The 12,535-nt window shown below is 73.2% G+C and carries 14 protein-coding genes; 3 read left to right on the top strand and 11 right to left on the bottom strand.

The window, feature by feature from the left end; all coding sequences use genetic code 11:
* Positions 1 to 78 precede the first annotated feature (78 nt).
* The gene (locus tag QMC84_RS18115; RefSeq protein ID WP_300377138.1) at positions 79 to 531 is read right to left on the bottom strand and encodes a MaoC family dehydratase; all 453 of its coding nucleotides are present in this window, start codon (positions 529 to 531) and stop codon (positions 79 to 81) included.
* A gap of 65 nt (positions 532 to 596) precedes the next feature.
* Between QMC84_RS18115 and QMC84_RS18110 the strand changes: the two genes are divergently transcribed.
* Positions 597 to 1,718, top strand: a complete 1,122-nt coding sequence (locus QMC84_RS18110; RefSeq protein ID WP_300377135.1) for an adenosine deaminase — start codon at positions 597 to 599, stop codon at positions 1,716 to 1,718.
* A 25-nt stretch (positions 1,719 to 1,743) separates the two neighbouring features.
* Here the strand turns inward: QMC84_RS18110 and QMC84_RS18105 are convergent, their stop codons facing one another.
* Genes QMC84_RS18105 through deoC form a run of 5 tightly spaced genes read right to left on the bottom strand, consistent with a single transcriptional unit; the run spans position 1,744 to position 6,199 of the window.
* On the bottom strand, positions 1,744 to 2,292 hold the full coding sequence (locus QMC84_RS18105) for a hypothetical protein (protein WP_300377133.1): 549 nt from the start codon (positions 2,290 to 2,292) through the stop codon (positions 1,744 to 1,746).
* On the bottom strand, positions 2,289 to 2,900 hold the full coding sequence (locus QMC84_RS18100; RefSeq protein WP_300377131.1) for an ATP-binding protein: 612 nt from the start codon (positions 2,898 to 2,900) through the stop codon (positions 2,289 to 2,291). The genes QMC84_RS18105 and QMC84_RS18100 overlap by 4 nt, the downstream gene beginning before the upstream one ends.
* A 7-nt stretch (positions 2,901 to 2,907) precedes the next feature.
* Positions 2,908 to 3,789, bottom strand: a complete 882-nt coding sequence (locus tag QMC84_RS18095) for an aldehyde dehydrogenase family protein (protein WP_300377129.1) — start codon at positions 3,787 to 3,789, stop codon at positions 2,908 to 2,910.
* Entirely contained in the window at positions 3,786 to 5,219 is a 1,434-nt protein-coding gene (locus QMC84_RS18090) for an aldehyde dehydrogenase family protein (RefSeq protein ID WP_300377127.1), read from the bottom strand. The genes QMC84_RS18095 and QMC84_RS18090 overlap by 4 nt, the downstream gene beginning before the upstream one ends.
* A gap of 5 nt (positions 5,220 to 5,224) precedes the next feature.
* Complete coding sequence (deoC, locus tag QMC84_RS18085; RefSeq protein WP_300377125.1) at positions 5,225 to 6,199, bottom strand: deoxyribose-phosphate aldolase; 975 nt, start codon at positions 6,197 to 6,199, stop codon at positions 5,225 to 5,227.
* Positions 6,200 to 6,252: 53 nt separating this feature from the next.
* On the opposite strand from deoC, the gene QMC84_RS18080 reads away from it, so the two are divergent.
* Entirely contained in the window at positions 6,253 to 6,828 is a 576-nt protein-coding gene (locus QMC84_RS18080; protein WP_300377123.1) for a hypothetical protein, read from the top strand.
* Here QMC84_RS18080 and QMC84_RS18075 read toward each other — a convergent pair.
* Positions 6,825 to 8,528: a phospho-sugar mutase gene (locus tag QMC84_RS18075; RefSeq protein ID WP_300377120.1), complete on the bottom strand. Its 1,704-nt coding sequence runs from the start codon at positions 8,526 to 8,528 to the stop codon at positions 6,825 to 6,827. The genes QMC84_RS18080 and QMC84_RS18075 overlap by 4 nt on opposite strands.
* A gap of 17 nt (positions 8,529 to 8,545) precedes the next feature.
* Between QMC84_RS18075 and QMC84_RS18070 the strand changes: the two genes are divergently transcribed.
* A complete protein-coding gene (locus QMC84_RS18070) occupies positions 8,546 to 8,989 on the top strand; it encodes an SRPBCC family protein (RefSeq protein ID WP_300377118.1) in 444 nt (147 codons plus the stop codon).
* A 52-nt stretch (positions 8,990 to 9,041) separates the two neighbouring features.
* Here QMC84_RS18070 and QMC84_RS18065 read toward each other — a convergent pair whose 3' ends face one another.
* From QMC84_RS18065 to QMC84_RS18050, 4 genes are read right to left on the bottom strand one after another with little or no spacing between them, the layout of a single operon-like run.
* Positions 9,042 to 10,046: an aldo/keto reductase gene (locus QMC84_RS18065; protein WP_300377116.1), complete on the bottom strand. Its 1,005-nt coding sequence runs from the start codon at positions 10,044 to 10,046 to the stop codon at positions 9,042 to 9,044.
* Positions 10,047 to 10,077: 31 nt separating this feature from the next.
* Entirely contained in the window at positions 10,078 to 10,890 is an 813-nt protein-coding gene (locus tag QMC84_RS18060) for an NAD(P)-dependent oxidoreductase (RefSeq protein ID WP_300377114.1), read from the bottom strand.
* Positions 10,891 to 10,910: 20 nt separating this feature from the next.
* Positions 10,911 to 11,570, bottom strand: a complete 660-nt coding sequence (locus tag QMC84_RS18055; protein ID WP_300377112.1) for a TetR family transcriptional regulator — start codon at positions 11,568 to 11,570, stop codon at positions 10,911 to 10,913.
* An 8-nt stretch (positions 11,571 to 11,578) separates the two neighbouring features.
* Positions 11,579 to 12,400, bottom strand: coding sequence for a purine-nucleoside phosphorylase (locus tag QMC84_RS18050; protein ID WP_300377110.1), 822 nt, complete (start codon positions 12,398 to 12,400; stop codon positions 11,579 to 11,581).
* Between the last annotated feature and the right edge of the window lie 135 nt (positions 12,401 to 12,535).

Genomic DNA, 12,535 nt, shown 5'->3' with positions numbered 1-12,535 from the left:
CTTGCCCGGGCTGCGGGCACAACGCGCCGACTCGAGCCTCCCGGGTGAGCAAGATGCGCCGACTCGGCACCCTGCGGGTCAGGGGAGCAGCAGGACGACCGTCTCGGCGACGCAGGCCGGCTTGGCCTCGTCCTCGATCTCGACGGTGTAGCGCAGCGTGATCTGCTGGCCGGCCGGGATCTCGGCGACCTCGGCCAGCGTCACGTGGGCCCGGACCCGCTTGCCGACCAACACCGGGTTCGGGAAGCGGACCTTGTTGACGCCGTAGTTCAGCTTGGCGCCCGGGGTCTCCAGGGAGAACACCTGGCTGCCCAGGAACGGCACCAGCGACAGCGTGAGGTAGCCGTGGGCGATGGTGCCGCCGAACGGCCCGGTGGCCGCCCGCTCGACGTCGACGTGGATCCACTGGTGGTCCCCGGTCGCCTCGGCGAACCGGTCCACCCGGTCCTGCTCGATCGTGAGCCACTCGGAGGTGCCCAGCTCCTCGCCGCTCGCAGCGGCAACCTGCTCCAGGGTCGTGAAGACGCGCATGCCGGGAACCTACCGGTCCGCCGTACTCGGCGCGGACCGGGCCCGGGAGGTGGAAGGATCGCGGCATGACCGTGTCGTCGAGCCCGTCCCCGAACCCGTCCCCGACCCTCGACCAGGTGCAGCGGGCGCCGAAGGCGCTGCTGCACGACCACCTGGACGGCGGGCTGCGTCCCCAGTCGATCATCGAGCTGGCCGCGGAGATCGGGCACCAGCTCCCGGCCGTGGAGGGGGACCTCTCCGCCGAGACGCTCGGCCGGTGGTTCGCGGAGGCCTCCGACTCCGGCTCCCTGGAGCGCTACCTGGAGACCTTCGACCACACGGTCGCGGTGATGCAGACGGCCTCGGCGCTCACCCGGGTGGCGCGGGAGTGCGTGGCGGACCTGGTCGCCGACGGCGTGGTGTACGCCGAGGTCCGCTACGCGCCCGAGCAGCACGTGCTCCAGGGCCTGAGCCTCGACGAGGTGGTGGCGGCGGTCCAGGAGGGCTTCGACCAGGGCGTCGAGGCCGCCGGCGGGCGGATCGTCGTACGGCAGCTGCTCACCGCGATGCGGCACCAGGCGCGGTCGATGGAGATCGCCCACCTCGCGGTCGCGTGGCGCGACCGCGGCGTCGCCGGCTTCGACATCGCCGGCGCCGAGGCCGGCTATCCCCCCACCCGGCACCTGGACGCCTTCGAGTACATGCAGCGGGAGAACGCCCACTTCACGATCCATGCGGGCGAGGGCTTCGGGCTGCCGTCGATCTGGCAGGCCATCCAGTGGTGCGGCGCCGACCGGCTCGGGCACGGGGTGCGGATCATCGACGACATCACGGTCGCCGAGGACGGCACGGTCAGCCTCGGCCTGCTGGCGGCGTACGTCCGCGACAAGCGCATCCCGCTGGAGATGTGCCCCTGGTCGAACGTGCAGACCGGCGCGGCCACCTCGATCGCCGAGCACCCGATCGGGCTGCTGAAGAGGCTCGGCTTCCGGGTCACGGTCAACACCGACAACCGGCTGATGAGCCGCACCTCCGTGACCCACGAGCTGTGGTCGCTGGTGGAGGCGTTCGGCTACGGGTTGAAGGACCTGGAGTGGTTCACGATCAACGCGATGAAGTCGGCGTTCCTGCCGTTCGACGAGCGGCTGGCCCTGATCACCGACCTGATCAAGCCGGAGTACGCCGCGCTCAAGGCCGAGCACGACTGATACCCGACCGGGCCCGGCCCGGCTCTCACTCGGGCAGGACCGCCCACCAGGCGTGGTCCCAGCCGGCCAGGCCCAGCCGGGCCGCCGCGAACTCGGTGCGGGAGACGTCCACGAGGCGGCCCCGTGCCGGCTCGAAGAAGCGCAGCGCGCCCTCGTGCTCGCCGAGGGCCAGCACGACGTGCCGGGGCAGCCAGCGGCTGCCGACGTAGACCGGGACCGGCTGGTGGACGCGGGTCGCAGCGGTCACGGCGTCGTACCCCGAGGCCGGGGACGTGCGGATCCACCGGACGTCCCGGTCGCCGAGCTGGCGGGCGACCGCCCAGGGCGGGGTCCCGAGCGCCCGCGGCCACGGCAGCTGGAGCCGGCCGCGGTCCACGGTGCCGGTCACCCGGCGGTGCATCGCGAGCACCTCCTCGCGGAACCGGTCGGGCACGGACGGGGCGGCACCGATGTACTCGCCGTACCCGTGGTCGAGGATCATCCGCGTGACGACCAGGACGGTCGCGCCGCAGGAGACCCGGTCGGGCTGGACCAGGCGCTCGCGGAAGACCCGCTCCGGCCAGTCCTCGCTCACCGCAGCGCGCCCTTCCCGATCAGCGCGGTGACCGCGGCGAAGCCCTGCTCCGGGGTGACCGGCTCGCAGCCCTTCGCGACCGCGTGGGCCACCACGCGGCGCTGGTCGCGCATCAGCGCGAGGCCGCGCCGGACCAGGACCAGCGGGGGCTTGCGGTGCTCGCGCAGGTCCCGGGTCAGCCGGCGCCAGAACGTGACGGCCGGGTGCTGGCGCACGCAGTACGCCGCCGCGAGCTGGCCGGTGTCGGTGACGTGCGGCACGACCTCCTGGGCGAAGATGCCCTCGGCGATGAAGAGGTCGGAGCCCTGCAGGTCGAGGGTCTGCATGCCGCAGCGCCCGTCGCGGGCGATCTCGTAGACCGGCACCTCGGCGCTGCCCTGCCGGCACATGGCGTCGAGGGCGGCGAGCGCGTCCTCGAGCCACCACGACCGCGGGTCGTCCCAGTCGACCAGGCCCGCGTTGGCGCCCTCGGTGATCCGGGGGAGGGTCGGGTCGTCGCCATTCTTGTAGAAGTCGTCGAGCCGGAGGACCGGCAGGCCGACCCGCTCCGCGAGGCGGGACTTGCCGGCACCCGAGGGCCCGGCGAGGACGATCACACGCGCGCGCACCGACGGATCAGACCCCGATGGGGTGCCACACGGTCTTCGTCTCGAGGAACGCCGTCATCGGCTCGAGACCCTGGTCGAGCGACCAGTCCGGCTCGGCGGCCGGGGCCCGACGTACCCGCTTGAGGTTGTCGGCCGCGGCGACCTCGAGGTCGGTGGCCAGGGCGGTGTCGCCGGCGACGCCGGTCAGGTCGATCGCGTTGACGTCCATGTGCGCCGCCAGCCACGGGCCGACGGTCGCCGCGGACCCGGTCAGCAGGTTGACCACGCCGCCGGGGACGTCGGAGGTGGCGAGCACCTCGGCGAACGTCACGGCCGGCAGCGGCCGGTCGTAGGAGGACACGACCACGGTGGTGTTGCCGGTGACGATGACCGGCGCGACCACGCTGACCAGGCCGAGCAGCGAGGAGGCCTGCGGGGCGAGCACGGCGACGACCCCGGTGGGCTCGGGGGTCGAGAGGTTGAAGTACGGCCCGGCCACCGGGTTGGCGTTGCCGACGACCTGGGTGATCTTGTCGGCCCACCCGGCGTACCAGACCAGGCGGTCGATCGCCTCGTCGACGACCCCGCCCGCCTTCGCGGCCGAGAGGCCCTCGGACTGGCTGACGGCCTGCACGAACTGCGGGCGGCGGTCCTCCATGACCTCGGCGATCCGGTAGAGGATCTGGGCCCGGTTGTACGCCGTGCGCCCGGACCAGCCGCCGAAGGCCTTGCGGGCCGCGGTGACCGCGTCGCGAGCGTCCTTGCGGGAGGCGAGGGCGGCGTTGGCCACGAACTTCCCCTTGCTGTCCAGGACCTCGTAGGAGTAGCCCGACTCCGAGCGGGGGAATGCGCCCCCGATGTAGAGCTTGTAGGTCTTGCGGACGTCGATGCGCGCGTTTGACGGGGTCACTTGAGATACGCCTCCAGCCCGTGGCGGCCGCCCTCGCGGCCGTAGCCCGACTCCTTGTAGCCGCCGAACGGGCTCGTCGGGTCGAACTTGTTGAACGTGTTGGCCCAGACCACGCCGGCGCGCAGGGAGCTGGCCATCTTGAGGATCAGCGAGCCCTTCTCGGTCCACACGCCCGCGGACAGGCCGTACGGCGTGTTGTTCGCCTTCTCCAGCGCCTCGGCGGGGGTGCGGAAGGTCAGCACCGACAGCACCGGCCCGAAGATCTCCTCGCGGGCGATCCGGTGGGCCTGGGAGACGCCGGTGAACAGGGTCGGCGGGAACCAGAACCCCTTGGTGGGCAGCTCGCAGGCGACCTCCCAGCGCTCGGCGCCCTCGGCGTCGCCGACCTCGGAGAGCTCGCGGATCCGCTTGAGCTGCTCGCCGGAGTTGATCGCGCCGATGTCGGTGTTCTTGTCGAGCGGGTCGCCCATGCGCAGCGTGGACATCCGGGCCTTGAGCCGCTCGAGCAGGTCCTCGGCGATGCTCTCCTGGACCAGCAGGCGGGAGCCCGCGCAGCAGACGTGGCCCTGGTTGAAGAAGATCCCGTCGACGATGCCCTCGACGGCCTGGTCGATCGGCGCGTCGTCGAAGACGATGTTCGCGGCCTTGCCGCCGAGCTCGAGCGTGACCCGCTTGCTGGTGCCGGCGACCGAGCGCGCGATCGCCTTGCCGACCGCGGTCGAGCCGGTGAACGCCACCTTGTCGACGCCGGGGTGGCCGACCAGTGCCTGGCCGGTGCCCCCGGCGCCGGTCACGATGTTGACGACGCCTGGCGGGAGGTCGGCCTGCTGGCAGATCTCGGCGAACAGCAGCGCGGTGAGGGGCGTGGTCTCCGCGGGCTTGAGCACCACGGTGTTGCCGCACGCCAGCGCGGGCGCGATCTTCCAGGCCAGCATCAGCAGCGGGAAGTTCCACGGGATCACCTGGGCGGCGACGCCGAGGGCCCGCGGGTCGGCGCCGTGACCGGCGTACTCCAGCTTGTCGGCCCAGCCGGCGTAGTAGAAGAAGTGCGCGGCGACGATCGGCACGTCGACGTCGCGCGACTCCTTGATCGGCTTCCCGTTGTCGAGCGACTCCAGCACCGCGAGCTCGCGGCTGCGCTCCTGGATGATCCGGGCGATCCGGTAGAGGTACTTGGCGCGCTCACGGCCGGGCAGCCGTGACCAGACCTTGTCGTAGGCGGTGCGGGCGGCCCTCACGGCGGCGTCGACGTCGGCCTCGTCGGCCTCCGCGATCTCGGCCAGCACCTCCTCGGTGGCCGGGCTGATCGTCTTGAACGACGCGCCGTGGCCGTCGACGAACTCACCGTTGATGAACAGGCCGTACGACGGCTTGATGTCGACGACGGCGCGCGACTCGGGTGCCGGGGCGTACTCAAAGGGCGATGGCATGGGGATCAGTCCAGCGTGAAGTAGTCGGGACCGGAGTAGCGGCCGGTCTTCATCTTGGTGCGCTGCATGAGCAGGTCGTTCAGCAGCGTGGAGGCGCCGAAGCGGAACCAGTCGGGGTCCAGCCAGTCCTCACCGGCCACCTCGTTGACCATCACCAGGTACTTGATGGCGTCCTTGGCGGTGCGGATGCCGCCGGCCGGCTTCACGCCGACCATCCGGCCGGTGGTCTCCCGGAAGTCGCGGACGGCCTGGAGCATCACCAGGGTCACCGGCAGGGTGGCGGCGGGCTGGACCTTGCCGGTCGAGGTCTTGATGAAGTGCGCGCCGGCCATCATCGCCAGCCAGCTCGCGCGGCGGACGTTGTCGTAGGTCTGCAGCTCGCCGGTCTCGAAGATCACCTTGAGGTGGGCGCTCTCGCCGTTCTCCCGGTGGCACGCCTCGCGGACCGCCACGATCTCGTCGTACACGTGCTGGTAGCGCCCGGCGAGGAACGCGCCGCGGTCGATGACCATGTCGATCTCGTCGGCGCCCGCGTCCACCGCGTCGCGGGTGTCGGCGAGCTTGATGTCGAGGGCGGCCCGGCCGCTCGGGAACGCCGTGGCCACCGCTGCGACGTGCACGCCGCTGGTGCCGAGCGCCTGCTTCGCGATGCCGGCCATGTCGGGGTAGACGCAGACCGCGGCGGTCGCCGGGCAGGTCGGGTCGGACGGGTCGGGCCGCATCGCCTTCGCGGACAGGGCCCGGACCTTGCCGGGGGTGTCCTGGCCCTCCAGGGTGGTCAGGTCCACCATCCGGATCGCCAGGTCGAGGGCGAACTCCTTGGCGCTGGTCTTGATCGACCGGGTCGCGAGTCCGGCGGCGCGGGCCTCGGCGCCGACCTGGTCGACGCCCGGCAGCCCGTGGAGGAACCTGCGGAGGGACGCCTCCGACCGGGTGACGTCCTCGAACGCGGGATCGAGGATGGTGGAAGTGCTGCTCACCGACCCAGCATAGGGTTGTCCGCGCCATGGACCACAACCGGGAGAGTGCCCTCATGACCGACCCCAGCCCCGACGCCGTCGTGGAGCGTTTCCACGCGACGAACGGGCGGTTCAGCGGCTACCTCGGTCTGGCCTGCGCGGGCGTCGTCCTGGTGCTCGCGATCGTGGCCTGGGGCGGTGAGCACGCGCCCGTGGTCGCCGTCGCGGCGCTGCTCGGCGCCCTGCTGGTGTGGGTGGCGCTGCTCCGCCCGGCCCTCTGGGCCAGCCGGGACCACCTGGTGATGCGGAACATGCTCCACACCGACCACGTGCCGCTCGCGTCGATCACGACGGTGGTGGTGGGACAGGTGCTCGCCGTCGTCGCGGCGGACAAGCGCTACACCTCCCCGGTGGTCGGCTACACCGCCCGCCAGACCCTGCGCAACCGTGCTGGTGCTGCTCGCAACCGCCCGGCCCCGACCGCGATGGACACCTACCAGGTGTTCGTCGAGGAGCGGATCACCCACCTCTCCCGCGAAGCCCGGGAGCTGCACCGCGACGCCGGGGAGGTACGCCGTACCCTCGCCTGGCCAGAGATCGCCGGCGTGGTCGTGCTGGTGGCGGCCCTGGTGGTCGCCCTGGTCGTCTAGATGCCGGCAGCCTGCTTGATGCCGTCGCGCAGCGCGTCGAGCCGGCCGACCGCGGCGATCCGGGCCGCGTCCACGCCACTGTCGGCGGCGACCGGCACCACGACCTCGAGGTAGCACTTCAGCTTGGGCTCGGTGCCACTCGGGCGCACCACGACGCGCGCGCCGTCGGCCAGCAGGTAGCGCAGCCCCTCCGTCGGCGGCAGGTCGGGGCTGCCCGTCGACAGGTCGTCGACGCGCTCGACGGCGAGACCGCCGAGCTCGGCGGGCGGGTTCGCCCGCAGTCGGGCCATCGCCGCGGCGATCTCGCCGAGGTCGGAGACCCGCACCGAGAGCTGGTCGGTCGCGTGCAGCCCGTGCTCGACGGCCAGGTCGTCGAGCAGGTCCACCAGCCCGCGACCGTCCGCCTTCGCCGCGGCCGCGAGCTCGCAGAGCAGCAGCAGCGCCGAGACGCCGTCCTTGTCCCTCACGTGCTCGGGGTCGACGCAGTAGCCGAGCGCCTCCTCGTAGCCGAACGCCAGGCCCTCGACCCGGCCGATCCACTTGAACCCGGTGAGCGTCTCGGCGTACGGCTGGCCCGCCGCCCTCGCCAGCTTCCCGAGCAGGCTCGAGGACACGATGCTGGTGGCGTAGGTGCCCTGCTTGCCGCGGCTCAGTAGCGCGTGGGCGAGCAGCGCCCCGACCTCGTCGCCGCGCAGCATCCGCCAGCCGTGCGGGCCGGGCACGGCCGCTGCGCACCGGTCCGCGTCGGGGTCGTTCGCCACGACCAGGTCCGCTCCGCGCGCCCGCGCCAGCTCCATCGCCAGGTCCATCGCCCCGGGCTCCTCGGGGTTCGGGAACGCGACGGTCGGGAAGTCGGCGTCGGGCAGCTCCTGCTGCACGACGACCGCCGGCTCGGAGAAGCCCGCGGCCTCGAGCACCCGCTGGACCGTCGTACCGCCCACGCCGTGCAGGGGGGTGTAGACGATCGACAGGTCCCGCGGGCCGTCGTCGGCCAGGCCGGCCACGGTGTCGAGGTAGCGGTCGATGATCTGCTCCTCGAGCACGGTGCCGCCGCTGCCGCGCGGTACGTCGGCCACCGCGCCGACCGCCGCGATCCTGGCGGCGATCTCGGCGTCGGCCGGCGGGACGATCTGGCTCCCGTCGCCGAGGTAGACCTTGTAGCCGTTGTCCTGGGGCGGGTTGTGGCTCGCCGTCACCATCACGCCCGCGGCACAGCCGAGCTCGCGGATCGCGTAGGCCAGCAGCGGCGTGGGCAGCGGCCGCGGGAGGAGGTACGCCGTCAGCCCGGCGCCGGTCATCACCTCCGCGGTGTCGCGCGCGAACACGTCGGAGTTGTGCCGCGCGTCGTACCCGATCACGACGGACCCACGCTCCACGCCGGTGCCCTTCCGGCTCTGCTCCTTCAGGAAGGCCGCGAGGCCCGCCGCCGCCCGGGTCACGACCACCCGGTTCATCCGGTTGGAGCCCGCGCCGAGCGCCCCGCGGAGCCCGGCGGTGCCGAACTCGAGCGTCCCGGCGAAGCGGTCGCGCAGGTCGTCGGCGGCGCCGCCCGCCGCCACGTCCGCGATCACCGCCTCCAGTTCGGCACGGGTCTGGTCGTCGGGGTCGTCGGCCGCCCAGGAACGGGCGGTCTCGAGCAGGCTGCTCACATCGTTCGGCACATCGGCAGGCACATCGGTGGGCGCATCGGCGGACGTCATGAGGGCACGATACGAGGGTGGGTCCGGTCTTCGCGTTCGGTGGTCGCTGGTTCGTCCCTGCCCCGCCGATCGCGGTGCACGATGTGCTGGTCGACCTCGAGCACTACCCGGAGTGGTGGCCGCAGGTCGTCGCGGTCGCATCGCTCGGTCCGGACGACGCGCGGGTGCTGTGCCGCTCGGTGCTGCCCTACACGCTCGACCTGGTCCTGCACGCGACGGACCGGTCGCCGTCCCGGCTCGAGGTCGGCGTCTCGGGCGACCTGAGCGGGTCGGTCCGCTTCACGCTCGCGCCGGCCGACGGCGGCCGCGGCACCGACCTCCACCTCGACCAGGAGGTCACGGTGCGCGGGCTGCTCGGGCTGGCGTCGTACGCCGCCCGCCCGGTGCTGCGCTGGAACCACCACCGGATGATGGCCGGGTGCGTGGCTGGTCTCTCCGCCCGCGTCGCCGGGGCCGGGTGATCGAGGGTTGGCCGGGCCTTGCCCGGCGCCGGCACGCGCGCGGAGGCCGCGCTCAGGCGTCGATCGAGCTCATGTCGCCGTACCGCTCGCCGACGACCGCGCCACGCGGGACCGCCTCGTCGAGGGCGGCCAGGTCGGCGTCGGTCAGCTCGACCGTGGCGGCGCCGGCGTTCTCCTCGAGGTAGCGCACCCGCTTGGTACCGGGGATCGGCGCGACGCCGAGCCCGGCGTCGCCCTGCGCCAGCACCCACGCCAGGGCCAGCTGGCCGGGCGTGCAGCCCTTCTCCTCGGCGATCGCCCGCACCCGGTCCACCAGCGCGAGGTTGGCGCGCAGGCCCTCGCCGTTGAGGCGCGGGAAGTACGCCGAGCGCCGCGAGTCGCCCTCGTCCAGGGAGGAGTCCGAGGTGATCGCGCCGGTCAGGATGCCGCGGCCCAGCGGGGCGTAGGGGACCAGGCCGATGCCGAGCTCGCGCAGCGTCGGGATGATCTCGTCCTCGAGGTCGCGGGTGAACAGCGAGTACTCCGACTGCAGGGCCGTGATCGGGTGGGTGCCGTGGCCGCGCCGGATCGTGGTCGCCGAGGCCTCGGACAGTCCGAGGTGGCGGACCTTGCCGGCCGCGACCAGCTCCGCCATGGCGCCGACGGTCTCCTCGATCGGGACGGTCTTGTCGACGCGGTGCTGGTAGTACAGGTCGAGGTGGTCGACGCCGAGCCGCTGGAGCGAGGCGTCGCAGGCGGACCGGACGTACTCGGGGCGGCCGTTGATGCCGAGCCGGGTGCCGTCGGGGAGCCGCTCGTTGCCGAACTTGGTGGCGAGCTGGACCTCGTCGCGGCGTCCCGTGATGGCGCGGCCGACCAGCTGCTCGTTGGTGAACGGGCCGTACATGTCGGCGGTGTCGAGGAAGGTGACGCCGAGGTCGAGGGCGCGGTGGATGGTCGCGACCGCCTCGTCCTCGTCGCGGCGTCCGTAGAACTCCGACATGCCCATGCAGCCGAGCCCGAGCTCGGAGACGGTGAGCGGGGCGACGGTGCCGAGGGTGCGCTGGTGGATGGTCATGCCCCCCACCCAACCCGCTGGACGCGTCAGGTCAAGAGGAGCGGTCCAGCGCCGGCCGCTCCAGCTCGGCCGTCGCGTACGGGCCGCCGACGTGGGCGGCCTCCGCCTGGTCCGCCGGACCGGGGGCGACCGAGGCGGCGAAGTCCTCGGCGTCGTCCTGCGGCTCGTAGCCCAACGCCCGGCCGGGCGCGAGGTCCCACCAGGCGCGGGTGTTGCGCGAGATGCCGTACAGCACCGCGAAGCCCGGCGCGGGCGCGGTCAGTGCGGCCTCGATCATCCGCACGCAGTCGTCGTGGGAGAGCCAGGTCTCGAGCTGGCGCACGGTCTCGGGGCGGTCGAGGAACGACCCGATCCGGCAGGCGACGGCGTCGATGCCGTGGCGGTCGGCGTACAGGCTCAGCAGCGCCTCGGCCGCCACCTTGGCGACGCCGTAGTAGGTGTCCGGCCGGGGGCGGACGTCGACGCCCAGCAGGTCGCTCTCGAGCCCGGCGCGGGGGGTGCGGCCGACCGCGTGGTTGGAGGAGGCGTAGACGAGGCGGCGTACGTCGTGCTCCACCATCGCGTCCAGCAGGGCGCCCGTGGTCACCACGTGGGAGGTCAGCGAGGAGGGGAGGCTCCCCTCGCCGGGGTGGCCGGCGAGGTGGACGACCGCGTCCACCCGCTCCTCCGCGAGCACGGCGGCGACCGCGTCCGGGTCGGTGGCGTCGACGGTGTGCCACGCACCGTCCTCGCCGTCGGGCTGCGGCACCCGGTCCAGGCCGACGACGACGTGACCGCGGTCGGCCAGGCCCAGAGTGACGACGCGTCCGATGCTGCCGGCGGAGCCGGTGACGAGAACCTTCACGCGGCGAAGGCTATCCGTCCCTACTCGGGCAGGGGTGCGGTCGCCATCCCCACGGCCATCGCCACCAGGTTCGCGACGAACCGCTCGGTCGGCAGCTGGGCCCGGCCGGGGGCGTCGCTCCCGTGCGCCCGGGCGCGGTCCGCGACCGAGCGCAGGATGAAGCTGGTGACGAGCGCCATCCGCTCGTTGAGCAGCGCCTCGTCGTACGCCGGCAGCCGCGCCTGCAGCAGCGCGTAGACCGGCATGCCGCCGGTGCGCTCGAGCGCGGCGGTCACCTCGGGGTGCACCCGGTCGTACTCCTCGACGAGCTGGCCGATGATCATCAGGTAGCGGCGGCCGTCGGTGCCGGCCTCGGCGAGCTCGACCGCCGGCCGCACGATCGCCTCCAGGACCGAGGTCAGGTCGTCGTCGGGGCGTTCGAGGGCGAGCTCGAGGAGCTCGCCCTCGCGCCGGGCGAGGAAGGCGGCGTGCTGGTCGACGACCGCGACGATCAGGCCGTCGCGGGAGCCGAAGTGGTAGTGCACCGCGCCCCGGTTGCGCTGGCCGGCGCGCCGGGTGATGTCGACCAGGGACGCCGTGAACACGCCCTGCTCCGCGAACGCCTCCGTCGCCGCCTCGACCAGGGTCCGGCGCGTTCGGGCCGCGGCGCCGGTCGTGCGCGAGGCGGTGGAGGCGGCCACGGTGCGGCTCAGATCCTCGGGACGATGCGGCCGAGCAGGTCGCCCATCCGGGAGGCGGCGGCGCGGCCGGCCTCGAGGACCTCCTCGTGGTTGAGCGGCTCGCCGCTGATGCCGGCGGCGAGGTTGGTCACCAGGCTGATGCCGAGGACCTCCAGGCCGGCCTCGCGGGCCGCGATCGCCTCGAGCGTCGTGCTCATGCCGACCAGGTGGCCGCCGATCGCCCGCACCATGCCGATCTCGGCGGGGGTCTCGTAGTGCGGGCCGGGGAACTGGACGTACACGCCCTCGTCGAGCGTCGGGTCGACCTCGTGGCACAGCGCCCGCAGCCGCGGGCTGTAGAGGTCGGTCAGGTCCACGAACCGGGCGCCCTCGATGGGGGACCGGCCGGTCAGGTTGATGTGGTCGCTGATCAGCACCGGGGTGCCGGGCGACCAGGACTCCTTGAGTCCGCCGCAGCCGTTCGTCAGCACCACGGCCCGGGCGCCTGCGGCGGCCGCCGTACGCACGCCGTGCACGACGGCGGCGACGCCCCTGCCCTCGTAGTAGTGGGTGCGGCTGAGGAACACCAGGAGCTGCTTGTCACCGGCGCGCACCGAGCGGATCCGGCCGGAGTGGCCGGCGACCGCGGCGGGGGAGAAGCCCGGCAGGTCGGTGGTCGCGATCTCGGCCGTCGCCTCGCCGAGCGCGTCGACTGCGGGCAGCCAGCCCGAGCCGAGCACCAGGGCGACGTCGTGCTTCGCCACCCCGGTGAGGTCCGCGAGCCGCTCCGCGGCCTCGGCCGCCAGGTCGTACGGGCTCTGGTGCTGGGTCTGGTCGGGCTGCTGCGTCACGCCTCGGACTCTAATGCTGACGCCGCGGCGGGCACGATTCGAGCCCGATCGACCACGTGGGCATCAACTGCTCCGACCTCGCCCGGTCGGCCGCCGCCGTCGGGTCTGGCTCGTGGTGGTGGCGGTTTCCCCGGC

This window comes from Nocardioides sp. (assembly GCF_030019515.1).
Classification (GTDB): domain Bacteria; phylum Actinomycetota; class Actinomycetes; order Propionibacteriales; family Nocardioidaceae; genus Nocardioides.
Note: the sequence above shows the minus strand (reverse complement) of the source record. Positions and strands in the feature narration are given on the sequence as shown.